Genomic DNA, 26,540 nt, shown 5'->3' with positions numbered 1-26,540 from the left:
CCCAGGCCGGCCTGCGCTCTGGGCTCAGGCAGCCGCCTGGGTCAGCTCCCCGGGCGCCTCTGCATCCCGGACCCGCCAGCGAGGAGGTGTCCGGCCGGTCGGCAGCGCGACCGCCGTCCACAGCGTGTCGACGTCTGGCAGCCCATGTGAGAGCAGCAGTCGCGCCACGACGATCGCCATCAGGCCGGTGCACCAGCAATGCCCGGCCCGGGGCAGGTGAGGCATCCACGCCTCACCTGCCCGGCCGGTGCTAGGAGCTGCGGCGCGCCCGCCAGAACCAGACGCCCGCACCGATGGCCACGGCCACCAGCAGGCCGGCGACGAGCGCGATGGTTCCGGCGTTCGACTCTTCGTCGGTGGACTGCGACGCCTCTACGGGCGCGGCAGTATCAGCGCTGCCGGAGGTGGCCGTCTCGTCAGCGGTCGGGGCCGACGGAGTCGCCGCGCCCGGGGCCGCCGGTGTCACGGTCAGGACGGGTGCGGGCATCTGGGGCTCCGGCGCTGCATCGCTGGGAAGCTCGATCCAGGCGTCCTCGCGGCCGTCCGCGTAGCGCTGCAACGTCTTGAACGGCAGCTCGGTGCTGTCGGCGGGCAGCAGGGCGACGGTGACGCTGTACTCCGCGTCCACTCCCGGCGCGACGGGTGGCCCGCCCAGTTCGAAGCCGTCCGCAGTCGGCGTCAGTGCCCAGCCCTCCGGCCCACTGGCCAGCGCCACGTCCCCGGGAGCGATGCCCTCGGGCAGCTGTGTCTTGACGCTCACGATCCCGACGGTCTGCGATTCCGACTCCGCCATGAAATGCAGCGTCACCGGCCCCGTCCCGGCCTGGACAGGAGCGTCGGTGAACACCTCGATGTGGGCGCCCGCGGAACCGGCACTCATCAGCACGAGCCCGACAACGGAAGCGGCCATCACGGCACCGCGTCGACAGATGGAGGTAGGGGAGAAGATCACGCAGTAATAGTCGTTCCTCACGGTCGGTAAGTTCCCGCCGTTCCACGGTGGTACTGTCTGCGTGTGCGCGCAGATAACCAGACATGCCGTCGCGAGCTCCCTGAGGACCAGGTTGACCTCGCGGTCGAGGTGTTCCGAATGCTCGCCGACGGCACGCGGATCCGGATCCTCTGGGCCCTGATCGGCCGGGAACTGTCGGTGAACGAGCTCGCCACGCAGGTCGGGAAGCTGCCCGCCGCGGTGTCCCAGCATCTGGCCAAGCTGCGGATGACCCGGCTGGTGCAGACCCGCCGGGAAGGCACCACGGTCTTCTACCGGCTGGAGAACGAGCACGTCGCCCAGCTGGTCACCGACGCCATCCACAACGCCGAGCACGGCGGGCCGGACGTACCGGGCCACCACCTGGCCGACACCGACCTGGTGCAACTGCACCGCGACGCCGAGGGCGCCTGAGATGACACACCAGCACGACCACGACCACGCGGACGCCCACCACGACCACGATCACCACGAGCACTCGGGTGGTCTGGGCGGCTGGCTGAGCGGTCTGTTCCGGCCGCACAGTCATGACGCGGCCGACTCGGTCGACTCGGCGCTGGAGTCCAGCGCCCAGGGCATCCGGGCGGTCAAGATCAGCCTTGTCGCCCTGGCCGTCACCGCGGGGCTGCAGATCCTTGTCGTGGCGGTCAGCGGATCGGTCGCGCTGCTCGCGGACACCGTCCACAACTTCTCCGACGCGCTGACCGCGGTGCCGCTCTGGATCGCCTTCGTACTGGGTCGCCGGGCGGCCAACCGTCGCTACACCTACGGCTACGGGCGCGCCGAGGACCTCGCCGGGCTGTTCATCGTGGCGATGATCGCCCTCTCGGCGGTCGTCGCTGGAGTCCAGGCCATCCGCCGGTTGATCGACCCGGTGCCCATCGAGTACGTGGGCTGGGTTGCGCTGGCCGGGCTGATCGGCTTCATCGGGAACGAGCTGGTCGCCGTCTACCGCATCCGCGTGGGGCGGCGCATCGGCTCGGCGGCCCTGGTCGCCGACGGACTGCACGCACGGGCCGACGGGTTCACGTCGCTGGCCGTCCTGGGCGGCGCGGCCGGCGTCGCCGCCGGCTTCCCGCTCGCCGACCCGATCGTCGGCCTGCTGATCACCGTCGCCATCCTCGCCGTGCTGCGCACCGCCGTCCGCGACGTCTACCGCCGCATCATGGACGCCGTCGACCCCGACCTCGTCGACCGGGCCGAGAGCGCACTGCGCGCGACGCCCGGTGTGCTCGAGGTTCGTGCCATCCGGATGCGCTGGATCGGCCACCGCCTGCACGCCGAGGCCGACCTGGACATCGACGGCCGGCTCAGCGTTACCGACGCCCACCGGTTGGCCCACGACGCCGAGCACCGATTGACCCTCGACCTCCCCAAGTTGGAGGCGGCCGCCATCCACGCGTACCCGGCCCATCGGGAGCCGCTGGGCGCCCACTGACTGTGCCGTCAGAAGGAGACCGGGAGCTCCTCCACGCCGTAGACGAAGGAGAGCCGGCGCCAGGGGAGCCCTTCCTCGGGGACGGCGAGAGCCAGATCCGGGAAGCGGCGGAACAGCGCCGGCAACACGATCCGCAGCTCAATGCGGGCGAGTTCGGCTCCGACGCAGCGGTGCATCCCGTGGCCGAACGCCAGGTGCCCGCCGGCGGGGGACCGTGTCGGGTCGAACCGATCGGCCTCCGGGCCCGCCCAGGCCGGGTCGCGGTCGGCCCCGCTGAGCGAGACCGCGACGACGTCGTCCTTCCGGATCGGGCACCCGGACAGTTCCAGATCCCGCTTGGCGAACCGCGGGAAGGCCACCTGGACGACCGACAGGTAGCGCAGCAGCTCTTCCACCAGGCGGTCGACGTCGGCGGGTGAACCGTCGCGGACGATCGCGGCGTGGGCGGGGTCGCGCAGCAGCACCATGGTGCCCAGCGAGATCGAGCTGGCCGTGGTGTCGTAGCCGCCGGTGACGATCCCGTCTACCAGGCCGGCGAGGTCGTTGTCGCTGATCGCGTCCCCCTCGGCCTGGAGGATCCGTCCGATCAGGCCGGTTCCGGGGGCGCTGCGCTGCCGGGCCACTACGTCGAGGAGCAGTTGCTTCTGGGCGGACACCGCGCCGAGCGCCGCGGCCGTACCTCCCGTGGCGTCGAACCGCTGGGTGCCCAGCCGGACGAAGGCCTCGTGGTCGGCGTCGTCGAGCCCGAGCAGCCCGCAGATCACGTCCATGGGAACCCGCCAGGAGACGTACTCGGCCAGGTCCGCAGGCGATCCGGCGGCCGCGAGCTCGTCGAGCCGGCGGGTCACGACCGCCTCGATCGTGGGCTCGAGCTGGTCCAGCCGGCGCCGGGTGAACTCCGGGGCCACGAGCTTGCGCAGCCGGGTGTGCAGCGGCGGATCGGTGAAGCCCAGCCCGCCGATGTCCGCGGTCGAGCCCGGGCCGGCATCGCGGAACAGGTGCCGGATGTCGTTGCTGTAGGAGTCGCGGTCGGCCAGGATGGTGCGGGCCTGCTCGTAGCCGGTCACGAGGTGGACGGCGAAGCCGAAAGGCATGTCCAGCCGCTCCACCGGACAACGCGCCCGCAGCTCGGCGAGCTCCGGCACCGGGTCGGTGCCGATCCGCAGCAGCGGCAGCCGCGCGCCCTCCGGGAGGAACGTCAGCTCGGAGAGGTCGAGGCCCTTCCTGCGGATCCGGCGCTCCACCAAGCGTCCCAGCCACGCCCGGCTCAGCGCCCGTGCGCCGCGGCGGAACCCCGACCGCCCGGCAGCCACGGGTTCCGTCGCGCGGTTGGCACGGGGGTCGGTCCGGCTGGTCCGGCGACGCTCGGGGCGGAGTGGTGAGAGGTCGATTGTGGGCATGAGTCCTCGTCGTCGGCTTCCAGTGGCCGGCGCGACGGAACGCCACGCCGTGCTCACCGTGGCATCCCGCCCGTCTTCGTCGAGCAGGGCCTCCCTGACATCGGCAGGATGGTGACGCCGTCCCCAGGGGCGCTTCACTCCTCCAGCACCGACCGGGCGACGGGGATGCGGGCGACGGGGATGTACGGGTGCCCGGAGGCGACACCCTGGGCGCCTGCCATGGACGAGTCGAACTCTGTTCCGTCCACCGGCGGCGCCAGCTACGTGGAGCCGTCCGCGGAGGAGGTGCTGCAGCCGGGCCTGAAGATCGGGAGCCGTTCCGGCGGAACATGAGCCAGCCATACGTGCTGCAGCGACTGTCAGAGCGGGCGTGGTGGGTGCAGTCGTTCAACTACGGCACGTTGTTCCACGTCGGGGAGCAGGGAGTGCTCGTCCTGGACGCCCTGGAGGGCGTCTACGACAGCGTCGTCCAGGCGATCACCTCGGTCACCGAGCGTGCGCATCAGCGGCAGCGCCATGACCGCCCAGGCGATGCACCTGAGCCACAGCTCCTTCCCCCGGCCCACCGAGCTGCTCGACTGGCCGCGCGGCCAGTTCGACTTGGAGGGACTCGCCGTGGAGCTGCACGGCTTCGAATGGGCCGCCCACACCGACGACCACGCCGCCTGGCTGCTCGCCGACGAGCGCATCATCCACTCCTCGGACCTGATCAACCCCGACCAGCCGCCCGTTCTGGCGGTTCGCCGGCAACGAGCGGTTCCACTGGCACGAGGACAACCTCAAGCAGATCTACTACGTGGGCTGGGACCACCTGTCCGGCAGCCACGGCACCCCTCGGTACCCGCGTCGACATCGACTTCGAGCTCTCGTTCATCGCCGATCTCAAGGCAGCGGTCGGACAGGCGATGGGCGTGCACCCGTTCACCGACTTCGTCGACCCCACGGCCCGGGCGCACACCGGCTTCCTGGCCAACTTCTTCGCGACCATCTCGCGGGAGGCCACCGAGGCGCTGCGCGGAAAGTACGGCCAGCTGTACGGCTTCGAGGAAGCAACCTTGCCCAACGCCGAGATGGTCGCGTGGGCCATGTATGAGTACCGCTGAGCGTGGCCGCCATGAGCGACTCGGCAGCCGCGAGCCGGGAGATCACCGCGGCCGTCGTCCGGGAGAAGGGCGCGTTCCAGCTGGCGCCGGTGGTGCTGGAGCCGCCGCGCGACGATGACGACGACTGCAGCACTCCAGCACCCGATCCGCGACGTGCCCGCTGACGGCCCGCCCGGGTGCTCGTCGTGGATGACGAGCCGAGCATCCGCGAGGTGCTGGAGCTGCCGCTGTTGGGCTACGAGGGGTCTGAGGTCCGCACGGCGGACGACGGCACGGTGGCGGTGGCGGTGGCGGTGGAGTCCGACCCGAACGCCGCTCTGCTCGACGTGATGCTCCTGACGCCACCGGGACTCGGCTTCGATCCCGAACCGCTTTGCGTCTCACAGGTTCAACGCCACCATCTGTGCTGCTCCTGCTTCCGTGATCTTCCAGCGCAGGTCGACGCCTTCGTGCTCGGCGTCGCGACGATGAGGCACCCAGCTCGCTGCAGGTACTGACGACATGGACGATCCGGATGCCGATGCGCGCTTGGCGTGGGAGGCGGTCCAGCATGTGGCAGGGGACGAAGCCGGTGCTCACATGGTCATGCCACGTTGATGGACGCACGCCGGCGGGAGATCGTGCGTTTGGTGGTGGCGAGCTGTTGGGCGATGTCGCGGATGGACCTGCCGCGTTCGGTGAGGCGTCGGACGACTTCGTCTTGCTCAGCCGGGGTCAGGTGCTCGAGGCGGACGCCGTCGCCGGCGAGGGCGCGCTCGACGGCGATCTCATCCAGGTCATCGTCTGTTTCTGCATGCTGAGCGTGGTGTCGGGGATCTGGGTCGGTGTCGATGTCGTCCCAAGCCAGAGGCGGCAGCCAGCCCCGTTCTGCGGCGAGGGCTCGGGCGGCGTCGGCGGCGGCGCGCTGGTCATGGGTGGACTGCGGTGGCCGCAGGTTCCACAGCTGCTCGTAAAGGGTGCCGACGTCCTGCGCGGTCTGCGCGGTGACGGAGTCGCTGAGCATGCTGCGTCGGAGGCCGGCGGAGCTTCGGCCGAGTCTGGCGGCCAGCTCGTCGTGGGGCCAGCCGACGGCGATCAGGGCCTGCAGTCGGCGATGGGTGCCCGTGGCGACGACGTGACTGCGCGGCGCCCGGCTGGCTTGGTCGACCCGGATGCGCAAGACCCGCTGGGCGGTCTGGGGCCGGACCCGCCGGATGCCTGGGTTGCCGTTGCGTCCGGGGTCGGCCAGCTCGCGGACGTGGCTGTTGGAGATGCCCGCGAGCCTGGCGATCTGCTCGACGCCGATGCCGGCCGCGCGTAGCGCGCGGATGTGCTCGCGCACCGGAGCGGCGTCTACGAATGGCCGCCATCGGCCGAAGGTCTGCGCGCGGTGCACGGCACGGCCGGCCGCGGTGTTGGCGGCAGTGCAGTCGGTGCATCGGCAGCGGTCCTTCACATAGGCGACGCGGGTTCCGTGCACATGCCGAGCACGCGGATGAATGCAGTCCCGCTTCACCCGCCCCTGAGCGCGGTGGACACGGCGACGTGCTCGCTCGATGGCCTGTCGGTGTTTCGCACAGGAATGGCGCGCGTGGTGGACGTCGGCGAGGGCGTCGCTGGCGTACGTGCCGCTGTAGCCGCAGGCGGGGCAGGTCAGGGTGGCGTTCATGCCCCGCCCAATGGACATACGGCGACCGGCTGACCGGTGTGGCCACGACCGGGCAGGTCGGCCCTGGCCAGGACGTCCTCGATCCAATCGGTGCGGAGGCTGCCGGCGTCTCCGACGTGGTCGTCGAAGGCCATGGCTGTGAACTGTTGGGCGGCGGCGGCCCACTCCCGGTCGGACAGGGGCCGCTCGAGGTGGGCCTCGACGGTGGGCCGGTCGACGTAGGCGATGCTGGCGCCGATGACGTCGGCCAGGTCGGCGAGCAGCCGGTGAGTGTCGCCGCCGTAGCTGTCGACGAGGGCCTGCAGCACCCCCCGGCAGGCAGTCTGCCGCCGGAGTTGAGGAAGTAGTGCGGCGTTGCAGGCCCGGCGGCTGATCGCCCGGCTGTTGCCAGTGGCCAGCACGTCACGGGGGCAGGCCTGCTCCGGTGAGAGGGTGACCTTCTCCCTCATCGAGCCTCCTCGACGGCGCCGCAGTGACGAGCCGAAGACGGCGTCGGTGCGGGGAAGGGGTCGCGGGAGATGGTCAGCACGTGAATCACTTCGACGCCGAGGTCGAGCACGAAGCTGCTGACACCGGCGGTGTCCTCCAGACCGATCAGCCGGCGCTTCTCGCCAAGATCGGCCATACCAATCCGGTACAGCCGCCTGTGGGGGCGTCGGCAGACAACGACGTTGACGACCGCACGGGCGGCCGAGCCGTCGAGGCAGGGATGCTGAGGTGGACCCTCGGTCCAGCTCAGTCGGTCGATCGCGGTGAGGATTTCGATGCGCTGCGACTGCTCGCTCGTGAAGCCCATCCGGACGCCCAGGACGGTCCAGGACAGCTGGCTGCCGTGGTCGCCGCCGCCAGTCAGCCCGTCGTGCCGCGCGTGCTCGCAAGCGATGCCGGCGGCACAGGCCGGCGAGCGAAGCGTTTCGCTGCTGGGGGAGTGCGGCGCAACGGTTGCCGCTGCCGGTTCTCCCGGCCGACTGCACATGGCTGCTCCTTGGGTGAGGACCGCTCACCGGAAGAAGGCGCTATTCGGAGCCGATTGGTGACACCCGCCGAAGAATTGGGGATGCCGGGTGCCGCGGATCAGCTATCTGCCAAGAGGCCCGGTCGCGGCAGAAGTCCGGTGGTCAGGCCCCTGCTCGTGGGGTTCGGGGCGGTCAAGGCGCTGGTGCACCTATAGGGCGTTGACATCGGCTGGTTCGGGCGGTGGGACCGCCGGTCTGGCGGGCTGGTTGGCGCCCGGCGCGAGCTGGCGCCCGCCTGGTCAATGGGTCGCGGTGCGCCCGAGCTCCGGGATGCCGCCCACCCAGCACCGCGCAGGCAGCGGCGCTCCCGCCGCTGTGGGCCGCGGCGCTGCGCACCGGCGGCGTCGCGGCCGAGGAGGCCGCACCGGGGGATGTAGGAAACCTCGATAAGACGCTCAAGCGGTGTCACCAAACGGCATCGAATAGCGCCTTCTCCTTCGTGAAGGCAGCGGACGCCGAGGAGAGACGGCTGAGCCGCCAAGTTGACGCAAAAACAGCGATCGAAGGAGTCGCCATGGCGGGTCATCAGTCGTCGCCGCAGGAGCGCGAGTGCCACCTTGCTGGCGCCGGGCGGGCCGGACGCAAGCACCGCGATCTTGCAAGCCCGTCCGCTGTCAGCCAGCGGGCGCTGCGGGCACGCATGGCAGCACATCAGCTCCATGCGAGGGTGCGGGACGCCGCAGCACATACGGCGCCTGCGCGGGCTGCGTTCTTGTCGCGGTTCGAACGGGAGGTGGACCCCGACGGATCTCTTGATCCCCGTGAGCGAGCTCGTCGGGCCGAGCATGCACGCAAGGCGTACTTCGTCCGTCTTGCGCTCGCCTCAAGCCACGCTCGTGGCTTGCGCCGCAGCGGCGGTGGCGGTTCGAGGTTTTCGGCTGGAGGCGAGGCATAGGTTCGCGGCGCGCCGCTTGCCGAGGGCCGATCTACACCACTCCAGGGGGCTCTCCCTCATCCACACCCACATCGGGACATGCCCCCTGTACGCGGCTGGCTGCGATCAATTCAGCTTTGGCGTCCAGCGTCGCTTCGTGTCGGCGAGAGTGGCCCCGTAGCCGTTGCGGTGTCGGACGGACTCCTCCGCCAGCTCGGCGCGTTCGCCGTCAACGGCCTCTATCCGACCGGGACAGCACGGGTCCGTAGGAGGTGGCTCGTCGGTAGACGAGATGCTGACCGACCTCCGGGTCGAGCCAGGGCTGGTCGATGTAGCGCGGGCGGGAGCGATCATTCGCAGGAGGAGCCGCAGCAGCGACATGCGCGGACGGTTCGCTCAGGCTGTAGGCGCTGTTTGCCCGGTCTCGCGCCCTTCAGCCGGCCCGCCTCTTCGCCCGGAGCGCCCCCGTCCGGAACCGAGTATCGGCCCACCTGCCCTTCCGACACGAGGCTGCGCGTCCCTCGGCTGGCCCGCCGCGCCAGTGGGGACAACGCGACTCGGGGAGATCGCCGCAACCCGCGGCACCCAGCACAACGTTCGCTACAGCCGGTCGCCGAGGGCGGCGCGATGGAACGCGGCACGGGCCCGCTCGTCGGCGGCGCTCGCAGCGTAACGGCCGACCATCTCTCGCGAACGCCAGCCGGCGAGCCGCATGAGGTCCTGCTCTTGTCCGCCGCTGGCCAGCCAGGTATGGGCGTAGGTGTGCCGGAAGCGGTGCGGGTGCACGTTAGAGACACCGGCTTCGGCAGCACGGCGTTCGAGCATCTGCCGGACGCCCGAGTCGGTCACCCTTCCCTTCTTGCCCAGCCACAGTGCCGGGAGGGCGGCCTGGGGGTGTGTTGTGCGGGCGCGCAAGTAGCGGCGCAAGGCGTCGGCGGTCTTGGCGCCGTAAGGCACCGCACGGCCGCGCCGTCCCTTGCCCATCACCAGGGCCACGCTCTGCTCGGAATCCAGGTCGTCGACGTTCAGCCCGGCCAGCTCGCCGGCGCGCATGCCGGTGTCGATGAGCATGCGCAGCATCGCGGTGTCCCGGCGGTTCTCGAAGGTGTTGCCGCGGGCAGCGTCCAACAGGGCCCGCAGCTCGTCATCGGTGAGGATGTCGACCGGCTGCTCGGGCACAGTCGGCGGGCGCATCCGCTCCATCGGGGACCGTGGAATCTCGCCGTCCTCGGTCAGCCAGCGGAAGAGCTGCTGCATGGATCGGTAGTGCTTGGCGACGGTCGCTGGGGACACGCGCTCGACGAGGGCGGCCAAGAAGGCCTCAAGGTGGTCGCGAGTGATCGCGCCCGCGGTGGTCGGCATCCCCGCCTCCCGCAGGAACCCGACCAAGTTCTCACCAACGCGTAGGTAGCTGGCGATGGTGGACGGGGCGACATTGCGGGCGCGCAGGTGGGTGCGCCAGTCGGGCAGCAGCACCGCCAGGTCATCGACGGCCACCGCGACACGCGGAGACGGGGCCGAAGACATGCCGTACAGACTAGCCGAATCCCCGTCTGTTGGAGCGCTGTGCGGGATTCAGTACCCGCGTATTGCCTGGTGGTGGGGCGGGTGGGGCTCGAACCCACGACCCAGGGATTATGAGTCCCATGCTCTGACCGGCTGAGCTACCGCCCCGATGCCGACAGCCTGCCAGACGCCGTCCGCCCCGCGGAGCGCCGTCCCGACGTGCTCTGAGCGGTACCGGAACCATCGGTTGTGACCTGACGTGCGTCTTGTTATCCGCCTGTGACATCCGGTCGATCCCGATGTAGCTTCATCCGCGGCCCGGACGAGCTCCGCCCCTCGCACCCGAGGGCATCGAACGGGCCCCGCCGAACCGCGTCGGCCCGATGGCCGCGTGGACCGGGGAACCACCGCAGTACTGGGGTGAATCACGCCCGCGTTGGGGGACGCGGGTGAGTAGGGCACTTCCGGCCCGAACCCGTCAGCTAACTCGGTAGGCGGTCGCGAAGAACAGGAGACGCGTCGCCTTGGCGACCCTGCACCACACGGTCACACCCGCACCCGTCCAGCCGCCCAGCCGGCGCCGTCCCCGACAGCGCGTCCGACGAGCCACCCTCGTCGCCGGCGCCCTCACCGCCGCTCTCCTGAGCGGCTCCATCGCCCAGGCCGCGCCCAGCGCCCGCACCGCGGAGGCGCAGTCCGCTCACGACGCGGCCGCCGCCCGGGTGGCCGCCATCGCCGCCCGCGTCAGCGAGGCCGAGCAGACGCTGCAGCGGATGACCATCGAGGCCGAGGCCGCCAGCGGCGAGGCTCTCGCCGCGCAGGCCGCGCTCGCCGCCGCGCAGGAAGAGGCCACCGCCACCGCGACCCAGCTCGCCGAGGCCCGCACTGCCGTCGCCGAGACCGAGGACGAGGTCTCGGCGATCGGCCGTGAGGCCTACATGGGCGCCGACGACACATTCGGCGACGTCGCGATCCTGCTCGACGCCGACAGCCCGACCGAGGTGCTCCAACAGGCGGCCACCCTCGAGCACCTCGGTCTGGAGCGGACCAAGGTGCTCGAGGAGATGGAGGCGGTGGAGGCCATGGAGGCGCGTGCCGACCGCGCGGCCCGCACCGCCGTCGCCGAGCGGAACGAGCTCGCCCGGGCGGCCGAGGAGGCTGCGACCACCGCCGACGCGCAGCTCGCCGCCGCCCAGGGCACCTACGACGCCGTCGCCGCCGAGAAGGCAGCGCTCGACGCGGAGCTGCGCGAGGCCGAGATCCGGCTGCTGACGCTCCAGGGTGCCGACGACGCCGAGGCCGCGTGGTCGGCGCAGCAGGCGACCGCCGCTGCCGTGAACACGCTGAGCTCCGCCGGCGGAGCCGTCGCCCCCACCAGCGGCCGGGTCACCTCCTGCTACGGCTCCCGCTGGGGAACCCTGCACGCCGGGATCGACATCGCGGCGCCGATCGGGACGCCGGTCTACACCCCCGAGGACGGCATCGTGCTCCAGGCCGGCCCGGCCAGCGGCTTCGGCCTGGCCGTCGCGGTGGAGCACGGTGACGGCTCCATCACGCTCTACGGGCACGTCAACCAGATGTTCGTGTCCGCCGGCGAGGTGGTCTCGGCCGGTCACCAGATCGCCGAGGTCGGCAACCGCGGTCAGTCCACCGGCCCGCACCTGCACTTCGAGGTGCACACCGGCGGCCTCTACGCCAACCGGGGCAACCCCGTGCCCTGGCTGAGCGCCCGCGGCATCTCCCTCGGCGGGGGCTGCTGAGCACAGCACGTCGCCTGAGCGACGACGGGCCGGTGCGGACGGCGGTGGACAGCACCTGGGTGCGCGCCGCCGTCCTGGCCCTGCTCCTGCTCGTCTCCCTGGTGCTCGTGGTCGCCGTCGACGTGCCCGACGTCGCATCGGTCCGCGGTTGGGTGGACGGAGCGGGGCCCTGGGGCTGGGCCGGCATCGTGCTGGGCGTGGCGCTGGTGCTCCTGGCGCCGGTGCCGCGCTCGGCGGTCTCGGTTCTCCTCGGCCTCGTCGCCGGCTTCCCGGCGGGCCTGGCGGTCGCGCTCGCCGGCGGCCTGCTCGGCGGGCTGGCCGCGTTCGGGCTCGGTCGGGCCCTCGGCCGCCCCGCCGTGGCACGACTCGCCGGCCGGCGGATGGCGAGCGTGGACCGGCTGATGGTCGACCGCGGGTTCTGGGCGCTGCTGGCCGGGCGGCTCATCCCGATCATCCCGTTCGTCGCACTCAGCTACGGCGCAGGCCTCACCGCCGTCCGGCTTCCCCCGTACGCGCTCTCGACGGCCCTCGGGTTGATCCCCAGCACCGCCGTCCAGGTCGGCGTCGGCGCGTCGGCGGGAGTACTCGTGGCCCACGCCACGACGTTCACCGTCGTGCCGGCGGTGGTCGCCGTGCTCGTGCTCGGAGCCGTCGGAACCCTTGCCCGGCGACGTCGGCGCCTCGGCCGGAAACCGGCCTAGCCCCTCCCGAACACCCGGCCGAGCATGCCCCCCGCGCCACCGACGGTGCGCGCGGCGAGCTGGAGGATCGGGCCGCCCGGGATGCCCGGCACCGCCTGCACGATCGGCGCCAGCTGGAGCAGCCCGCCGACGTGGTGGACCTTGAGCCTGCGCCGGGCGACCGCGGGCACCGGGTTGATGCGACCGGACGCTGCCTCCAGCAGCAGATCGGCCGCCCCTTCCACCGCAGGGCCGTCGATGCGGCCGGGCGGCACCTGCGCGACGGTCCAGCCGCCGCTCGTGGACACGAAGCTCCAGCCGCCGTCCGGCGTGACGAGGGCGACCTCGCCGTCGATGTCCATCGACGCGGCCAGCCCGCCGGTGACATCGGCGAGGGCGGCGAGCCCGGACTGCAGGACCTCGGGCGGCGGGGGAGCGGCGCCGCAGGACACCAGATCCAGCCCGTGGACGGCGAGCTCGTAGGCCTGCCCGAGGACGACGCTGAGCAGCGGGATGCGCCCCACGACCGACACCGTGAGAGCGGTGTCGAGCTCCTCCGGCTCCTCGGCCAGGTAGCGGGCGGTGGCCTCGCGGTTGCGTCGCAGCGCGTCGAGCACCTCGCTCCTGGACGCGTCGCGGTGGGCGGCGGTCACGCGCGCGTTGGTGCCGTCGACGTCCGGGGGAGTGCCCGTGCCACCGGCCCGCGCCGAGGCGATCAGGTCCGCCATGGCGGTGTGGTCGTCCCAGCACCCCAGGTGGACGCAGATCTCCTGCGCCCGCCAGCCGGACAGCCGCGACGGGCGGTCCAGGTCGACGGTCTCCGCGCGCTCGATGAACGCGTCCCACGCGGTCAGCACCCGGCGGGCGATCTCGTCGCGTCCGGCGTCCGCCATTCCCTGGTGTCGTCCCACGGTTGCCGCTCTACCCGTCCCGTCGCGGACCAGGCATGGGGGGCCCCGATGCGCAGGTGGCACGCGCCACGTCCGCCCGGCAACCTCCCTCCCTCCGAGGGGTGACCCGACCGTCAAGGAAGCTGGTCAGGGCGCCGATCGCACCACCGTGACCGAACGACCGCCTGGAGACCGCCGGGCCAGCAGGGCGCCCGACGCCGCCCGGCCGAGCCGCCTCCGCCGGCTGGTCGGCACGGTCCGGGCCGGCCTCTACCGCCCGCTCGCCGAGGACGAGACGCGCGCCGCCTACTGGGTGCGCCACGTGCGCAACGGCGTGCTGCTCACCGAGGTCGCCGCCTGGTCGGTCGTCGGTTACGTGTTCCTGACCGACACCCCTGGCCGCCACCACCCGGTGCTCCTGGGCGTGGCCGTCCTGGCGATCCTCACCGTCCCCTGCCTGCTGCTGCTGCCGCTGCAGGCGATGATGCGGGACTCCCGCGGGCCGACCCTCTTCTATGCCTGGAGCATCGCGACCACGGTGCTGGTCATCATCGGCACCCGACTCGACGGGGGCTCCTCGAGCCCTCTCGACGGGCTGCTCTTCGTCACGCTGACCTACATGGCCGTCGCGTACTCGCCGTACGGCGTGGTGGCGATGGGCAGCGTGATGACCGGTGGCTACTTCCTCTTCGTCGAGCTCCCGGACGTCACCACCTCGGGTCTGTTCTTCTTCACCCTCATGGCCTCGATCACCATGATCTGCGCGATGGCCTCGGCCAACTCGTGGGCCGCCTACGACCGCCAGGTCGAGCTGATCCGCATCCAGGTGACGCTGGCCGCGACCGACCCGCTGACCGGGATCCCGAACCGGCGGGCGTTCATCGACCGCGTCACCGGCGCGGTGCACGACGCCGCCTGGGGACACCAGAGCGTCGTCTGCCTCGTGGACCTAGACGGCTTCAAGGCCGTCAACGACGCCGGCGGGCACGCCGCGGGTGGCGCCATGCTCAAGGCGGTGGGCATCGCCCTCGGCGGCGTCGTCCGCGAGACCGACACCGTCGCTCGGCTGGGCGGTGACGAGTTCGCCGTCCTGGCCGACACCTCGGTCAGCGCATCCGGCGAGATGCTCGCCGAGCGGCTCCGCGCCGCCGTCGCCCAGGTGGGCGGTCCGCTCGGGGTGACCGCCAGCGTCGGCGTCGCCGAGGTCGAGCCCGGCGACGCCGTCGAGGATCTGCTGCACCGCGCCGACGTCGCCATGTACCGGTCCAAGACCGCCGGCGGCGACCGCGTCACCAGCCTCGCGCACTGAGTCGGTCCGAGTTTCCGCGCGCCGGATCGACCGGCTCTTGACCCGACCGGTTACGTTGCGTGAGCGACGATGCGATGCCGCTCACACAGCCGGATGAGGCACCCGAGCAGCGGTCACGGCTCTCTGGCGTGCCCCTCCGGAACGCGCCCCATCCGCTGGACGCCGCGCCCAGCATCGTGGTAAAGGCGTCTGACCAGCGATAAGACACACCAGCGGTGACCATCCGTCACATTCGCCTCATCTACCTCAGCCGGGCTGGCGCGATGGGCACCTCATCGTGCAGACTGTTGCCGGGAGCCCTGTTCCGCCACTGCCGAATACAGCGCGTCACCGAATCGATGGTCCGTAGGGGAAGACGAGACCAATCGAGTCGATGGAGGTGCCTCGTGCAGCGACGGTCTACCCAGGGTGTCGTCTTCGTGCACGCGTGCCCGAAGGCGCTCTGCCAGCACGTCGAGTGGGCGCTGGAACGCGTCGTCGGCGCGCCGGTCTCCCTGTCGTGGGCTGACCAGCCCGCGGCGCACGGGTCCTACCGTGCCGAGGTCGCCTGGACCGGTTCGCCCGGAACCGGCGCCCGGCTGGTTGCTGCGCTGCGCGCGTGGCCGATGCTGCGCTTCGAGGTCACCGAGGAAGCCAGTCACGGCAACGACGGCGAGCGCATGTCCTACGTGCCCGGTCACGGTGTCTTCCGTGCGCCCACGAGCGCGAACGGCGACATCATGATCAGCGAGCAGCAGCTGCGGCACCTGGCGGCCACCGCGTCGTCCGCCGAGGCCTTCCGCCACGGCGTCGACGAGCTGCTCGGTGCCGCGTGGGACTCCGACCTCGAGGTGTACCGCCACGCCGGCGACGGCAGCCCGGCCACCTGGCTGCACCAGGTCGTCTGAGGTCGCGCAGGTCACGAATGCACTACGACACCCCGGGTCGACTCGGCGGCGCGTCGTAGCCTGGGACAGAGGTCGTCCGGGCGCCGTCGGGGAAGCGGCGTCCGGACGACCTTTCTCTTTGCCCGGACCGATTCCACGGTGGCCGCACCGATGATCAGCGAACCTGATCGTTAGTGGCGCTACAGCGGGATGTTGCCGTGCGCTCCGCGCCCGGGCGGCGCGGCGGCGAGTGCCGCGATCAGCCGGCGCTTGGTCTGCGAGGGCTCCACGACCTCGTCGACCACGCCGATCTGGAGTGCCCGGTTGACGCCGCCGGCGATCCGTTCGTGCTCCTCGGCCAGCTGCGCGTGCAGGGCCTCGCGCTCGCCGGGCGGGACGGCGGCCAGCTTCTTGCGGTGCAGGATGCCGACGGCGGCCTTGGCGCCCATGACGGCGACCTCTGCGCCCGGCCATGCGAACACCGCTGTCGCCCCCAGGGAGCGGGCGTTCATCGCGATGTAGGCCCCGCCGAAGGACTTGCGTGTCACCAGCGTCACCCGCGGCACGACCGCCTCGGCGAAGGCGTGCAGCAGCTTGGCCCCGCGCCGCACCACGCCGTCCCACTCCTGGCCGACGCCGGGCAGGTAGCCGGGCACGTCGACCAGCACGACCAGCGGCACCCCGAAGGCGTCGCACATCCGCACGAAGCGGGCCGCCTTCTCCGCCGACGCGGAGTCCAGGCAGCCGCCCAGGCGCAGCGGGTTGTTGGCGATGACGCCGACGGTCCGGCCGGCCAGCCGCCCGAGGGTGGTGACGACGTTGGGTGCGAAGCGGGGGTGCATCTCGAGCCCTGGACCGTCCAGCAGGTTGGAGATCACCGGCTTGACGTCGTAGGCGCGCTGCTTCTGCTCGGGCAGCAGCGCGCTGAGGTCGGTGTCCGGCGCGGTGTCGGGCGGCGCGAACGTGCCCTGGTTCGCCAGCAGGTCGACGGCCAGGCGGGCGGTCTCCAGGGCGGCGGGTTCGGAGTCGGTGACCACGTGGACGACGCCGCTGCGCCGGCCGTGTGTGTCGGGGCCGCCGAGCTTCTCCTGGTCGACCTCCTCGCCGGTGACCGAGCGGACGACGTCCGGTCCGGTGACGAACACCCGGCCGGCCGGCCCCATGATCACCAGGTCGGTGAGGGCGGGGCCGTAGGCGGCGCCGCCGGCCGCCGCGCCCAGGACGACGGAGATCTGCGGCACCCGGCCCGAGGCGCGGACCATGGCCGCGAACACCTCACCGACCGCGTGCAGAGCGGTGACGCCCTCGGCCAGGCGGGCGCCACCGGAGTGCCAGATCCCGACCGAGGGCACGCGCTCGCGCAGGGCGGTGTCGATCGCGTCGACGATGTGCCGGCAGCCGTCGACCCCCATCGCCCCGCCCATGACGGTGGCGTCGGTGCAGAACGCGACCACCGGCGCGCCGCTCACCGTGCCCCGGGCGGCCAGGACACCGGACGTGTCGCGGGCGGCGAGCAGCTCCATCGAACCGTCGTCGAAGAACCGCTGCAGGCGGTCCTCGGGGTCGCGCGGATCCGGGGTGGGCAGGGTGGGGGCAGCCTGAACGGTGGTCACATGTCCTCCGGGTCGTGTGGCCCCGTCCGGAGGCTCGCCCCGAGCCTGCGAGGGGTGAGTGGGACGGGGTCCTTCTGCTAGGCCGTCGTGAAGACCAGCGCGATGTTGTGGCCGCCGAAGCCGAAGGAGTCGTTGACGGCGGCGGAGAGGGTGGCGCGCCGTGGCTCGTGGCGCACGATGTCGAGGGCCTGGACGGCCGCGTCGTCGTCCGGATCGTCCAGGTTCGCGGTCGCGGGCACGATCTGCTCGCGCAGCGCCAGGATGGTGAAGACCGATTCCAGGGCGCCGGCCGCACCGAGCAGGTGCCCGGTCTGGCTCTTGGTGGCGCTGACCAGCACGTGGTCGCCCAGCGACGAGCGGATCGCGGCCGCCTCGGCCGTGTCGCCGACCGGGGTCGAGGTGGCGTGGGCGTTCACGTGGCCGACGTCGGTGGGGGAGAGCCCGGCGTCGCGGAGGGCGGCCGAGATCGCCCGGGACGCGCCCTCGCCCTCCGGGTGCGGCGCGACGAGGTCGTAGCCGTCGGCGGTCCCCCCGGCGCCGGCGAGCCGGGCGTGGATGCGCGCGCCGCGGGCCTTGGCGGCGTCGGCCTTCTCCAGCACGATGCAGGCCGCGCCTTCACCGAGCACGAAGCCGTCGCGAGCCTTGTCGAACGGCCTGGAGGCGCGCTCGGGCTCGTCGTTGCGGGTGGACATCGCCCGCATCGCCGCGAACCCGGCCATGGGCAGCGGGTGCACGCAGGCCTCGGTGCCGCCGACCAGGACGACGTCCGCCCGGTCGAAGCGCAGCAGGTCCAGCCCCCAGCGGATCGCCTCGGCGCCGGAGGCGCAGGCACTGACCGGCGCGTGCACGCCCCCCTTGGCGCCGATCGCCAGACCGACGGCGGCGGCGGGGCCGTTGGGCATGAGCATGGGGATGGTGAAGGGGGAGACCCGCTTGGGGCCCTTCTCCTCCAGCACGTCGTCCTGACCGAGCAGGGTGAGCGCCCCACCGATGCCGGTGCCGACGACGACGGCGACCCGCTCGGCCGGGACACCGGCCTCGGCGGCCCCGGAGTCGCGCCAGGCCTCCTCGGCGGCGATCACGGCCACCTGCTGACTGCGGTCGAGGCGGCGGGCCCGGACCCGATCGATCTGGCCGACCGGGTCGGTGGCCAGGCGGGCGACGAGCTGGGCGGGGTAGTCCTTGATCCAGTCGTCGGTGATGCGGCTGACCCCGGACCGCCCGGCGAGCAGCGCGTCCCAGGTGCTGGCGACGTCGCCGCCGAGGGGCGTGGTGGCACCGAGTCCGGTGACGACGACGTCGGTGACGGGCGTGCTCATGACGATTCCTCCTGGGACGTCGGCCGGGCGGCCGGGGGTTCAGCGGTCCGGGCCCGCCGCCGCGCCGGCGGCAGGGCCCGAGGGACTCAGCCCTGGTTCTTCTCGATGTAGCTGATGGCGTCGCCGACGGTCTTGATGTTGCCGAGCTCGTCGTCGGGGATGGCGACGCCGAACTTGTCCTCGACGGCGGTGGCGATCTCGACCATCGACAGCGAGTCGACGTCGAGGTCGTCGGTGAACGACTTCTCGGGAGTCGCGTCGGCGGGGGTCACCCCGGCGACCTCCTCCAGGATCTCGGCCAGACCGGACTGGATCTCCTGCGTGCTGCTCATGCGGCGGGTCCTCTCTCTCGGATGGGGCGGGTGGAAACCGCCGTCGTCCGGGACACGGTGTCCCGGCAATCTGGGGTGGGGCTGTTCGCTGGAAGGTCGCCCATGAGGGTGGTGGCGCTCACGGCAGGACGACGACCTGGCCGGCGAAGGTCAGCCCGGCGCCGTAGCCGAGCAGCAGGGCGACGTCCCCGCTCTTGGCCTCGCCGCTCTCCTGCAGGGCCGACAGGGCCAGGGGCACCGACGCCGACGACGTGTTGCCGGAGCGCACGACGTCGCGGGCGATGACCGTGCGCTCGGGCAGCTTCAGCCGCTTGGCCATGAGCTCGATGATGCGCAGGTTGGCCTGGTGCGGTGCGAAGACGTCGATGTCGTCGGGGCCGACTCCGGCGCGGCGCATGGCCTCGACGAGGGTGTCGGTGAGCTTCGTGGTGGCCCAGCGGTACACCGCCTGGCCGGCCATGCTCATGCCGGTCTCGTTCTCGGGGATGGCGATCGCCTCGTGGAGGTCGCCGTCGCTGCCCCAGACGACCGGGCCCACGGCCGGCTCGTCGGACGGCCCGACGACGGCGGCTCCGGCGCCGTCGGCGAAGATGACCGCCGTCGACCGGTCGTCGAGGTCGGTGTAGTCGGTGAGCCGCTCGCCGCCGATGACCAGGGCGTTGCGCGCGGACCCGGAGCGGATCGCATCGGCCGCGGCGCTGAGGGCATAGCACCAGCCCGCGCAGCCGGCGTTGACGTCGAAGGCGCCCGGCCGGGGCACGCCGATCTGGTAGGCGATCCGCGGGGCGAGCCCGGGGATGGCCTTCGGCGGGCTGGTGGTGGCCAGCAGCACCAGGTCGATGTCGTCGGCGCCCAGGCCGCTCGCCGCCAGCGCCTTGCCGCCGGCGGCGACCGACATCTCGACGAGCGTCTCGTCCGGTTCGGCCCACCGGCGCTCGGCGATGCCCACCCGCGACTGGACCCACTCGTCGTTGGTGTCCATGCGCTGGGCCAGCTCGTCGTTGGTGACCCGGCGGCGGGGCCGGTAGCTCCCGAACCCGAGGATGCGCGCGCCGGGAGCGCCGGCCGGCAGTGTCAGTGTGGTCATGCTTGCTCCTCGCTGGCGCTCGTCGTGGGCATGTGTCGCGCCGTGACTGGCGGTCGTGCGCGTTCGCTCACGACGACGCCTCCGGGTAGAGGCGGGCGATCGGATCACCGGCGTCCACGAGATCGCCTTCGTGGACGAGCCACTCCGCCAATACCCCGTCGTAGCCCGCGGAGACATGAACCTCGTCGCGACGACTGCGCACCAGGCCCAGCGGCGTCCCGGCGGGCAGATGCGTGCCCTCGGCGACCTCGGCCGGGCTGACCGTGCCGCGCACGGGGGAGACGACGACCCGCCAGTCGGGCAGGTGCTCGGCCTCGGTGCGGCCGCGCTCGGCGGCGATGAGCTCGCGGGCGCGGTCGAGGTCGGCGGGGCTCGTCAGCGCGAGGATCTCGATCCCGGCACCCTTCCACTCCCGCTTCGCCAGCCCGGCCAGCGCGCCGGCCGGCGGCAGCTCGATGACGGCGGTGACGCCGAGTTCCCGCATGGTGGCCAGGCAGGCGTCGAAGCGCACCGGGCTGGTCACCTGGCTGACCAGCCGGGACACCGTCCCGGCGCCCGTGGGCACCGCGTGGCCGTCGGCGTTGGAGAGCAGGAGGCGGCTCGGCTCGGCCGGGGTCAGCCCGTCGATCAGGCCCTCGAGCTCGGTGCGTGCCGGGGCCATGTACTCGGTGTGGAAGGCGCCGGCGACCGACAGCGGCATGATCCGGGCCTTCGCGGGCGGGTCCGCCTTGAGGGCGGCCAGGCCGTCGAGCGCACCGGCGGCCACGATCTGCCCGCCGCCGTTCATGTTGGCCGGGGTGAGGCCGTGCTTCTCGATCGCGGCCAGCACGTCGTCCGGCTCGCCACCCAGGACGGCGGACATGCCGGTCGGCGTCTGCGCGCAGGCCGCGGCCATCGCCCGGCCCCGGACGGCGGTCAGGGCGATCGCGGCCTCGACGGAGAGGACGCCGGCCAGCGCGGCCGCGGTCAGCTCGCCGACGCTGTGCCCGGTGATGACGACGTCGCGGCCGGCGTGCGGGCTGTGGTTCACCGGACCGGGCAGGCCGCCGAGCTCGCGGGCGACGAAGAGGCTCATCGCCACGACCAGCGGCTGGGTGACCGCGGTGTCCTTGATCGCCTCGGCGTCGCCGGTCGTGCCGAGGGTCAGGAGATCGGCATCGGCGATCGCGCCGGCCCAGCGGAAGAAGGACTCGGCGCCGGGGAGGTCGAGCCAGTCGGTGAGCATTCCGGGTTTCTGCGCGCCCTGTCCGGGAGCGAGTACGGCCAGCACCCCTTCACCGTGCCAGTGATCATCCGGGCGCGCGGCTGCGTTCGCCACGAAAGGACACCGGTGATCTTTGTAGGAACCCTCCAAGACTCGCGGCCTGCAACGGCCCGTTCACCGCCGCGACTCGTGGGAAACACCCCATCAATGCCAGAGCGACCGCTCGCGGTCCAGCTCCGCGAGCGCGAGGGCGACCTGCAGCGTCCAGCTGCCGCGGGGATCGGTGGCCGAGACACCGGTGATCTCGGCGGCCCGCTTCAGGCGGTATCGCACCGTGTTCGGGTGCACGAAGATCGCGCGGGCGCTGGCCTCCAGGTTCCCGCCGCTGCTCAGCACCGCCCGCACGGTCTCGAGCACCTCTCCGCCGGCGGCCCGGAGCGGGGCGGCCACCCGCTCGTAGAGCGCGGCACGGGCCAGGGGGTCGCCGTCCAGGGCCCGTTCGGCCAGCAGCGCGTCGGCGGCCACGGGGCGGGGCGCCTCGGGCCAGGCCCGCGCGGCCCGCAGCGCCGCGAGCGCGGCCGCCGCGGACTCACCGGCCCGGCCGAGCCCGTCCACCACCGGCCCGGTGACCACCGGCCCCTCGCCGAACTCGTCGCTGACCCGTTCCGCCACCTCGTCGAGGTCGTCGCTGCGCCCCAGGACGACGACCAGCTGCTCGGCATGCACGCCGACGAGGACCTCGCTGCCCAACGACCGGGCAGCGCGGCGGACGGCGGCGTGCGGATCGTCCTCGCCGGTCGGGGTCGGGCCCACGAGGACGAGGACGGGGGTGCTCGTCGCCCAGCCCAGCGCGGCGGCCCGCCCGGAGAGCTCCTCGGACCGCTCGCCCCGGACCAGCGCGTCCACGACCAGCGCTTCCAGCCGTGCGTCCCAGGCACCGCGGTTCTCGGCGAAGCTGGCGTAGACGTGGGCGGTGGCGAAGGCGACCTCGCGGCTGAACTGCAGGACGGCGAGGTGGAGGGCCTCCTCGTCACCGGGTTCGGCGACCGAGGCGACGTGATCCTCCAGCACGTCGACCACGACCTGGATGAGGTCGACGGTCTGCTTGAGCGCGACCACGCGGACGAGCTCGCGGGGTGCCGCGCCGAAGACGTCGCCGGTGAGCCGTGGCGGGCGTCCGGGGTTGCGGCACCACTCCACCAGGGAGGCGATCCCGGCCTGCGCCACGAGGGTCACCCACGACCGGCGGTCGGCGGGCATGGCCCGGAACCAGGGGAGCTGGTCGTCCATCCGGGCCACGGCGCGGGTCGCGAGCGCGCCGGAGGAGCGCTCCAGCCGACGGATCGTGGCCTCGGTCGGCGGGCGGTCGGTCACCCGGCTCCTCACCGGGCCAGCGTGTCACGGTGCGCGCCGTCGGGGAGAGTGGGGCGGTGGAGGTTCCCCCGGACGGCGCCGTCGCCCTCACCCGGACGCGTACCGCCGGCACGGTCCGTGTCGCCTGGGTGAGCACCGCGCTGTGCCTGGTCGTGCTCGCCCTGCTCGGCGCGGCCGTCTGGAGCGACGTCGCGCCGCTCCTGCGCGTGGACGCGGCGGTCAGCGAGGCGATGTACGCCGGGGACGGCCGGGCCGCCGGCCTCGACGGGCTGCTGGAGGTGCTGACCGCTCCGGGCGTGTCGTGGGTGCGGTATCTCGTGTTCCTGCCGGTGCTCCTCTGGCTGCTCCTGCAGCGCAGCTGGTGGACGGCGGCGTGGCTGGTCACCGCCGTCGTCCTGGTGGGCCCGCTGACGACCGTCCTGAAGGAGTACGTCGGGCGGGTCCGGCCGGCCTTCGACGAGGGGGGTGCGCGGTACGAGTCGCTGAGTTACCCCAGTGGTCACTCGGCGGGCATCGCCGCCCTCGTCGCGGTCGCCCTGGTGCTGGCCTGGCCGCTGCTGCGCGCCCGTGCCCGGCGCTGGTCCCTCGTCGCCGGTGCCGGGATCGTCCTGCTCGTCGGCTTCACGCGCATGTGGCTGGGCGTGCACTACCTGTCCGACGTCCTGGGCGGCTGGTCGTTCGGGTTGGCGTGGACGCTCGGGACCGCGTTGCTCTTCGGGGCCCTCCCCGGTGGCCGGGCGGCCCTCCGGTGACCGGAGTCGACCAGCGCGTCGTCCTGGCGCCGGAGGACGGGTCGCTCGGCCCGCTGCTGCGCCTCGCCGACGACCGGCTCGATCCGCACGCCGGGTACGGCCGCCACGTGCACCGGGCGGTCGACGTCGTGGCGGTCGTCCTCTCCGGGTCGCTGCGGCACCGCTGGGCCGGCGGCGCGGAGCTGGCCGCCGGGGACGTCGCCGTGCTGCGGGCCGGCACGGGGCTGGAGCACGACGAGGTGGCCGGGCCCGACGGCGTGCGGGTGCTGCAGTGCTACCTGCGCAGCGCCGACCCGGCCGCCGCCCCTGCCCACGACGTGCACCGCGCGGCCTCGGGCTGGGTGGACCTGGGCCGGGACGACGCCCGCCTCTGGCTCGGCCGGGCCGCCCCCGGGGAGTCGGTCCGCGTGCCGGCCGGGCTGCTCGTGGTGCGGGGGGTGGACGGCGTCGTCGTCGAGCAGCAGACCGGCCGCCGGGTGACCGGCCCGGGTGTGCTGCTGGTCTGGCAGCTGGACACCGACCGTCCGGCGTGGGCGAGGGGCTGACGGCGCCCGGAGACCGGTTGCGAGAGAGTGGGCCGCATGCCGACCAGTGCCGCGGATCTGCTCTCCGCCGCCTACAACGACGCCGACCGCACCATCGACCTGCGCCGCCGGCTGCACCGCCGTCCCGAGATCGGCCTGCACCTGCCGCTCACCCAGGAGCTGGTGCTCGGGGCCTTCGCCGATCTGCCCGTCGAGATCACCACGGGGACGTCGACCAGTTCGGTGGTCGCCGTGCTCCGCGGCGGGCGACCCGGCCCCACCCACCTGCTGCGTGCCGACATGGACGGGCTCCCGGTGCAGGAGGACAGCGGGCTGCCCTTCGCCTCCGAGCACCCCGGCGCCATGCACGCGTGCGGGCACGACACGCACGTGGCGATGCTGCTCGGCGCCGCTCGCCTGCTGGCCGAGCGGCGTGACGAGCTGACCGGCCAGGTCGTCTTCATGGTCCAGCCGGGCGAGGAGGGGTTCCACGGCGCCCGCTACATGCTCGAGGAGGGGCTGCTCGACGTCGTCCCCGGAGCGCCGGTCAGCGGCGCGTTCGCGCTGCACGTCTTCTCGACCCTGCCCAGCGGGAGCGTGCACGTGCGGCCCGGACCGATGATGGCCGCCGGCGACACGTGGCGGATGACCGTCCGCGGCCGGGGCGGTCACGCGTCCGACCCGTCCGCCGCGGCCGACCCCATCCCGGTGGCTGCCGAGATCGTCCTGGCCCTCCAGTCGATGGTGACCCGGAGGGTCGACGTCTTCGACCCGGCCGTCGTCACCGTCGCGCACATCGAGGCCGGTACGACCAACAACGTCATCCCCGACACGGCGTTCCTCGAGGGGACGATCCGGACGCTCTCGGCGAGGAACCGCGCGGAGGTGCTCGCCGCTGTACGGCGGGTCGCCGTGAACATCGGCGCGGCGCACGGCCTCGAGGTCGAGTTCGAGCACGAGGAGGGCTACCCGGTCACGGTCAACGACCCGGCCGCGGCGGCCACGGTGCTGGAGGTGGCGGCCGAGCTGCTGGGGGAGCGGGCGAGCACGCTCGCGCCGGCGCCGCTGATGGGCGCCGAGGACTTCTCCTACGTGCTGCAGCGGGTGCCCGGCGCGATGGCCTGGCTGGGGGCGTGCCCCCCGGGACTGGACCCGGCGACCGCGCCGGCCAACCACTCCAACCTGGTCGTCTTCGACGAGGAGCCGCTGCCGGCCGGGGTGGCGCTGTACGCGCAGATGGCGATGCGGGCGCTCGCCGGCTGAGCCGCACGGCTCGCGGGGTCGGCGGAGGGCCCGTGAGAACGTCGTCATCCCTCGCCGCGGGCCTCCGCCGGCGTCGTTCGTCCTTGTGAAGGAGCGCGCATGACCTCGACCGACGGCCGGCCCGACCTCGCCGCCGGGCTGACCTTCCCGCCGGACTTCGTCTTCGGTGCGGCCACGGCCGCCTACCAGATCGAGGGTGCGGTCGACGCGGACGGACGGGGCCCCTCCATCTGGGACACCTTCAGCCACACGCCGGGCCGGACCTTCCGGGGCGACACCGGCGACGTCGCCGTCGAGCACTACACCCGCTACCGGGACGACGTCGCGCTGATGGTCGAGCTCGGGCTGTCGGCCTACCGGTTCTCCGTCGCCTGGTCGCGGGTGCTGCCCGAGGGTGCCGGCCGGGTGGAGCAGCGCGGCCTGGACTTCTACCGCCGGCTGGTCGACGAGCTCCTCGCCGCCGGCGTCGACCCGTGGCTCACGCTCTACCACTGGGACCTCCCGCAGGCATTGCAGGAACAGGGCGGCTGGACCGCGCGGGACACCTCGGCCCGTTTCGCCGACTACGCCGGAATCGTCCACGACGCGCTCGGGGACCGCGTCCGGCACTGGTCGACGCTGAACGAGCCGATGGTCAGCGCGCTGCTCGGGCACCAGTCCGGCGAGCACGCACCGGGCGTGCGCAACCCCGTCTCGGCGGCCCGGGCGGTGCACCACCTGCTGCTGGGGCACGGACTGGCCACCCAGGTCCTGCGCGACAGGGGCGCCGACCACCTCGGCGTCACCCTCAACTTCACGCCGATGACGCCGGCGAGCGACCGGCCCGAGGACGTCGACGCGGCCCGGCGCCTGGACGGCCAGCAGAACCGCATGTTCCTCGAGCCGATCGTCCGCGGCGCCTACCCCGCCGACGTCGAGGCCGACCTCGCCGCGGCCGGGGCGCCCCTGCCGGTCGAGGACGGGGACCTCGCGGTGATCGCTGCCCCGATCGAGTGGCTGGGCGTGAACTACTACTTCGAGCAGACCGTGCGGGCCGGCGCACGCCCCGCCGACAAGCCGCCGACGTCGTTCATCGGCGGCGAGGACGTGGTCGACCTCGACCCGACGGGCCCGACGACGTCGATGGGCTGGGGCGTCAGCCCCGAGGCGTTCACCCGGCTGCTGCTGTGGCTGCGCGACCAGGCGCCGGACCTGCCGCTGGTGGTGACCGAGAACGGGTCCGCATGGCCCGACGAGATCTCCGACGACGGGGCCGTGCACGATCCGGAGCGCACCGACTTCCTGCTCCGTCACCTCGACGCGATGAGCACGGCCATGGACCAGGGCGCCGACGTCCGCGGCTACTTCGCCTGGTCGCTGCTGGACAACTTCGAGTGGGCGCGGGGCTACGAGCAGCGGTTCGGGCTGGTGCACGTCGACTACGCGACCCAGCAGCGCATCCTCAAGGACAGCGCCCGCGTGTACGCCGACCTCCTCCGTCGCCACCGGCAGGCGCAAGAAGGCTGAGCGGGGGTTCGGCGGCGCAAGGGTCTGCGCCGCCGCCCGCTCTCTCACGTCGTCGGGCATAGGAACCTATACATGCGGCATGGGC

Annotated in this window: 28 protein-coding genes, 1 tRNA gene and 1 riboswitch; of the genes, 13 read left to right on the top strand and 16 right to left on the bottom strand. The window is 72.8% G+C overall.

Annotated elements, in window-relative coordinates; translation table 11 throughout:
- Positions 1-24: 24 nt before the first annotated feature.
- Positions 25-225, bottom strand: a complete 201-nt coding sequence (locus FHU33_RS15490; RefSeq protein ID WP_142026134.1) for a hypothetical protein — start codon at positions 223-225, stop codon at positions 25-27.
- Between the two features lie 25 nt (positions 226-250).
- On the bottom strand, positions 251-910 hold the full coding sequence (locus tag FHU33_RS15485; RefSeq protein WP_142026133.1) for a DUF1775 domain-containing protein: 660 nt from the start codon (positions 908-910) through the stop codon (positions 251-253).
- 105 nt (positions 911-1,015) lie between these two features.
- Between FHU33_RS15485 and FHU33_RS15480 the strand changes: the two genes are divergently transcribed.
- Together FHU33_RS15480 and FHU33_RS15475 are read left to right on the top strand one after the other, a co-directional pair.
- Positions 1,016-1,405, top strand: a complete 390-nt coding sequence (locus FHU33_RS15480) for an ArsR/SmtB family transcription factor (RefSeq protein ID WP_246063678.1) — start codon at positions 1,016-1,018, stop codon at positions 1,403-1,405.
- A gap of 1 nt (position 1,406) precedes the next feature.
- Entirely contained in the window at positions 1,407-2,429 is a 1,023-nt protein-coding gene (locus tag FHU33_RS15475; protein WP_142026131.1) for a cation diffusion facilitator family transporter, read from the top strand.
- A gap of 8 nt (positions 2,430-2,437) precedes the next feature.
- Here the strand turns inward: FHU33_RS15475 and FHU33_RS15470 are convergent, their stop codons facing one another.
- Both FHU33_RS15470 and FHU33_RS15465 read right to left on the bottom strand, forming a co-directional pair.
- Positions 2,438-3,829, bottom strand: coding sequence for a cytochrome P450 (locus FHU33_RS15470; protein WP_142026130.1), 1,392 nt, complete (start codon positions 3,827-3,829; stop codon positions 2,438-2,440).
- 359 nt (positions 3,830-4,188) lie between these two features.
- Entirely contained in the window at positions 4,189-4,521 is a 333-nt protein-coding gene (locus tag FHU33_RS15465) for a hypothetical protein (RefSeq protein WP_142026129.1), read from the bottom strand.
- Positions 4,522-4,734: 213 nt separating this feature from the next.
- On the opposite strand from FHU33_RS15465, the gene FHU33_RS15460 reads away from it, so the two are divergent.
- Genes FHU33_RS15460 through FHU33_RS15455 form a run of 3 tightly spaced genes read left to right on the top strand, consistent with a single transcriptional unit; the run spans position 4,735 to position 5,429 of the window.
- Complete coding sequence (locus tag FHU33_RS15460) at positions 4,735-4,932, top strand: hypothetical protein (RefSeq protein ID WP_142026128.1); 198 nt, start codon at positions 4,735-4,737, stop codon at positions 4,930-4,932.
- 11 nt (positions 4,933-4,943) lie between these two features.
- Positions 4,944-5,096, top strand: coding sequence for a hypothetical protein (locus FHU33_RS25045; RefSeq protein WP_170182473.1), 153 nt, complete (start codon positions 4,944-4,946; stop codon positions 5,094-5,096).
- A gap of 21 nt (positions 5,097-5,117) precedes the next feature.
- A complete protein-coding gene (locus FHU33_RS15455; RefSeq protein ID WP_170182472.1) occupies positions 5,118-5,429 on the top strand; it encodes a response regulator in 312 nt (103 codons plus the stop codon).
- Positions 5,430-5,515: 86 nt separating this feature from the next.
- On the opposite strand, the gene FHU33_RS15450 is transcribed toward FHU33_RS15455, so the two are convergent.
- From FHU33_RS15450 to FHU33_RS15425, 5 genes are all read right to left on the bottom strand, one after another.
- Entirely contained in the window at positions 5,516-6,580 is a 1,065-nt protein-coding gene (locus FHU33_RS15450; protein WP_170182471.1) for a response regulator transcription factor, read from the bottom strand.
- Complete coding sequence (locus FHU33_RS15445) at positions 6,577-7,029, bottom strand: hypothetical protein (protein WP_142026125.1); 453 nt, start codon at positions 7,027-7,029, stop codon at positions 6,577-6,579. The genes FHU33_RS15450 and FHU33_RS15445 overlap by 4 nt, the downstream gene beginning before the upstream one ends.
- On the bottom strand, positions 7,026-7,556 hold the full coding sequence (locus FHU33_RS15440) for a hypothetical protein (protein ID WP_142026124.1): 531 nt from the start codon (positions 7,554-7,556) through the stop codon (positions 7,026-7,028). Before FHU33_RS15440 ends, FHU33_RS15445 begins: the two co-directional genes overlap by 4 nt.
- 1,514 nt (positions 7,557-9,070) lie before the next feature.
- The gene (locus tag FHU33_RS15430; RefSeq protein WP_246063677.1) at positions 9,071-9,967 is read right to left on the bottom strand and encodes a tyrosine-type recombinase/integrase; all 897 of its coding nucleotides are present in this window, start codon (positions 9,965-9,967) and stop codon (positions 9,071-9,073) included.
- 100 nt (positions 9,968-10,067) lie between these two features.
- Positions 10,068-10,144: transfer RNA gene (locus FHU33_RS15425), tRNA-Ile, on the bottom strand.
- Positions 10,145-10,329: 185 nt separating this feature from the next.
- Positions 10,330-10,488: riboswitch (cyclic di-AMP (ydaO/yuaA leader) on the top strand.
- 12 nt (positions 10,489-10,500) lie between these two features.
- Between FHU33_RS15425 and FHU33_RS15420 the strand changes: the two genes are divergently transcribed.
- Together FHU33_RS15420 and FHU33_RS15415 are read left to right on the top strand one after the other, a co-directional pair.
- Positions 10,501-11,736, top strand: a complete 1,236-nt coding sequence (locus FHU33_RS15420) for a peptidoglycan DD-metalloendopeptidase family protein (protein WP_246063675.1) — start codon at positions 10,501-10,503, stop codon at positions 11,734-11,736.
- Positions 11,737-11,780: 44 nt separating this feature from the next.
- The gene (locus FHU33_RS15415; RefSeq protein ID WP_170182470.1) at positions 11,781-12,437 is read left to right on the top strand and encodes a TVP38/TMEM64 family protein; all 657 of its coding nucleotides are present in this window, start codon (positions 11,781-11,783) and stop codon (positions 12,435-12,437) included.
- Here FHU33_RS15415 and FHU33_RS15410 read toward each other — a convergent pair.
- The gene (locus tag FHU33_RS15410; protein WP_142026121.1) at positions 12,434-13,309 is read right to left on the bottom strand and encodes a maleylpyruvate isomerase N-terminal domain-containing protein; all 876 of its coding nucleotides are present in this window, start codon (positions 13,307-13,309) and stop codon (positions 12,434-12,436) included. The two genes, FHU33_RS15415 and FHU33_RS15410, sit on opposite strands and share 4 nt — an antisense overlap.
- Positions 13,310-13,475: 166 nt before the next feature.
- Between FHU33_RS15410 and FHU33_RS15405 the strand changes: the two genes are divergently transcribed.
- A complete protein-coding gene (locus FHU33_RS15405) occupies positions 13,476-14,615 on the top strand; it encodes a GGDEF domain-containing protein (protein WP_142026120.1) in 1,140 nt (379 codons plus the stop codon).
- A gap of 386 nt (positions 14,616-15,001) precedes the next feature.
- Complete coding sequence (locus FHU33_RS15400) at positions 15,002-15,502, top strand: DUF3145 domain-containing protein (protein ID WP_142026119.1); 501 nt, start codon at positions 15,002-15,004, stop codon at positions 15,500-15,502.
- A gap of 179 nt (positions 15,503-15,681) precedes the next feature.
- Here the strand turns inward: FHU33_RS15400 and FHU33_RS15395 are convergent, their stop codons facing one another.
- The 6 genes from FHU33_RS15395 to FHU33_RS15370 all read right to left on the bottom strand — a co-directional run bounded on the left by FHU33_RS15395 (position 15,682) and on the right by FHU33_RS15370 (position 22,410).
- On the bottom strand, positions 15,682-17,094 hold the full coding sequence (locus FHU33_RS15395; protein WP_246063672.1) for an acyl-CoA carboxylase subunit beta: 1,413 nt from the start codon (positions 17,092-17,094) through the stop codon (positions 15,682-15,684).
- Between the two features lie 77 nt (positions 17,095-17,171).
- Positions 17,172-18,413: a beta-ketoacyl-ACP synthase II gene (gene fabF / locus FHU33_RS15390; RefSeq protein WP_142026118.1), complete on the bottom strand. Its 1,242-nt coding sequence runs from the start codon at positions 18,411-18,413 to the stop codon at positions 17,172-17,174.
- Between the two features lie 86 nt (positions 18,414-18,499).
- Complete coding sequence (locus FHU33_RS15385; protein ID WP_135099764.1) at positions 18,500-18,745, bottom strand: acyl carrier protein; 246 nt, start codon at positions 18,743-18,745, stop codon at positions 18,500-18,502.
- 118 nt (positions 18,746-18,863) lie between these two features.
- A complete protein-coding gene (locus FHU33_RS15380; RefSeq protein WP_142026117.1) occupies positions 18,864-19,832 on the bottom strand; it encodes a beta-ketoacyl-ACP synthase III in 969 nt (322 codons plus the stop codon).
- A 67-nt stretch (positions 19,833-19,899) separates the two neighbouring features.
- The gene (locus FHU33_RS15375; RefSeq protein WP_142026116.1) at positions 19,900-21,102 is read right to left on the bottom strand and encodes an acyltransferase domain-containing protein; all 1,203 of its coding nucleotides are present in this window, start codon (positions 21,100-21,102) and stop codon (positions 19,900-19,902) included.
- A 138-nt stretch (positions 21,103-21,240) separates the two neighbouring features.
- Entirely contained in the window at positions 21,241-22,410 is a 1,170-nt protein-coding gene (locus FHU33_RS15370; protein ID WP_246063671.1) for a PucR family transcriptional regulator, read from the bottom strand.
- 56 nt (positions 22,411-22,466) lie between these two features.
- On the opposite strand from FHU33_RS15370, the gene FHU33_RS15365 reads away from it, so the two are divergent.
- The 4 genes from FHU33_RS15365 to FHU33_RS15350 all read left to right on the top strand — a co-directional run bounded on the left by FHU33_RS15365 (position 22,467) and on the right by FHU33_RS15350 (position 26,455).
- Positions 22,467-23,162, top strand: coding sequence for a phosphatase PAP2 family protein (locus FHU33_RS15365; protein WP_246063669.1), 696 nt, complete (start codon positions 22,467-22,469; stop codon positions 23,160-23,162).
- Positions 23,159-23,707 carry a pirin family protein gene (locus FHU33_RS15360; protein WP_142026114.1) on the top strand — a complete coding sequence of 183 codons (549 nt, stop codon included), beginning with the start codon at positions 23,159-23,161 and terminating at the stop codon, positions 23,705-23,707. Before FHU33_RS15365 ends, FHU33_RS15360 begins: the two co-directional genes overlap by 4 nt.
- A gap of 36 nt (positions 23,708-23,743) precedes the next feature.
- Positions 23,744-24,949, top strand: a complete 1,206-nt coding sequence (locus FHU33_RS15355; RefSeq protein ID WP_142026113.1) for a M20 metallopeptidase family protein — start codon at positions 23,744-23,746, stop codon at positions 24,947-24,949.
- Positions 24,950-25,048: 99 nt separating this feature from the next.
- The gene (locus FHU33_RS15350; RefSeq protein WP_142026112.1) at positions 25,049-26,455 is read left to right on the top strand and encodes a GH1 family beta-glucosidase; all 1,407 of its coding nucleotides are present in this window, start codon (positions 25,049-25,051) and stop codon (positions 26,453-26,455) included.
- Positions 26,456-26,540: the final 85 nt, after the last annotated feature.

The organism is Blastococcus colisei (genome assembly GCF_006717095.1).
Taxonomy (GTDB): Bacteria; Actinomycetota; Actinomycetes; order Mycobacteriales; family Geodermatophilaceae; genus Blastococcus_B; species Blastococcus_B colisei.
This window is presented reverse-complemented; position numbering and strand designations above follow the sequence as displayed.

Excerpts from the sequence above, each read along its gene's own strand:
- FHU33_RS15490 (WP_142026134.1), bottom strand. The coding sequence starts at position 225 with ATGCCTCACCTGCCCCGGGCCGGGCATTGCTGGTGCACCGGCCTGATG.
- FHU33_RS15485 (WP_142026133.1), bottom strand. The coding sequence starts at position 910 with ATGGCCGCTTCCGTTGTCGGGCTCGTGCTGATGAGTGCCGGTTCCGCG.
- FHU33_RS15475 (WP_142026131.1), top strand. The coding sequence starts at position 1,407 with ATGACACACCAGCACGACCACGACCACGCGGACGCCCACCACGACCAC.
- FHU33_RS15470 (WP_142026130.1), bottom strand. The coding sequence starts at position 3,829 with ATGCCCACAATCGACCTCTCACCACTCCGCCCCGAGCGTCGCCGGACC.
- FHU33_RS15465 (WP_142026129.1), bottom strand. The coding sequence starts at position 4,521 with ATGATGCGCTCGTCGGCGAGCAGCCAGGCGGCGTGGTCGTCGGTGTGG.
- FHU33_RS15460 (WP_142026128.1), top strand. The coding sequence starts at position 4,735 with ATGGGCGTGCACCCGTTCACCGACTTCGTCGACCCCACGGCCCGGGCG.
- FHU33_RS25045 (WP_170182473.1), top strand. The coding sequence starts at position 4,944 with ATGAGCGACTCGGCAGCCGCGAGCCGGGAGATCACCGCGGCCGTCGTC.
- FHU33_RS15450 (WP_170182471.1), bottom strand. The coding sequence starts at position 6,580 with ATGAACGCCACCCTGACCTGCCCCGCCTGCGGCTACAGCGGCACGTAC.
- FHU33_RS15445 (WP_142026125.1), bottom strand. The coding sequence starts at position 7,029 with ATGAGGGAGAAGGTCACCCTCTCACCGGAGCAGGCCTGCCCCCGTGAC.
- FHU33_RS15440 (WP_142026124.1), bottom strand. The coding sequence starts at position 7,556 with ATGTGCAGTCGGCCGGGAGAACCGGCAGCGGCAACCGTTGCGCCGCAC.
- FHU33_RS15410 (WP_142026121.1), bottom strand. The coding sequence starts at position 13,309 with ATGGCGGACGCCGGACGCGACGAGATCGCCCGCCGGGTGCTGACCGCG.
- fabF (WP_142026118.1), bottom strand. The coding sequence starts at position 18,413 with ATGAGCACGCCCGTCACCGACGTCGTCGTCACCGGACTCGGTGCCACC.
- FHU33_RS15385 (WP_135099764.1), bottom strand. The coding sequence starts at position 18,745 with ATGAGCAGCACGCAGGAGATCCAGTCCGGTCTGGCCGAGATCCTGGAG.
- FHU33_RS15380 (WP_142026117.1), bottom strand. The coding sequence starts at position 19,832 with ATGACCACACTGACACTGCCGGCCGGCGCTCCCGGCGCGCGCATCCTC.
- FHU33_RS15355 (WP_142026113.1), top strand. The coding sequence starts at position 23,744 with ATGCCGACCAGTGCCGCGGATCTGCTCTCCGCCGCCTACAACGACGCC.
- FHU33_RS15350 (WP_142026112.1), top strand. The coding sequence starts at position 25,049 with ATGACCTCGACCGACGGCCGGCCCGACCTCGCCGCCGGGCTGACCTTC.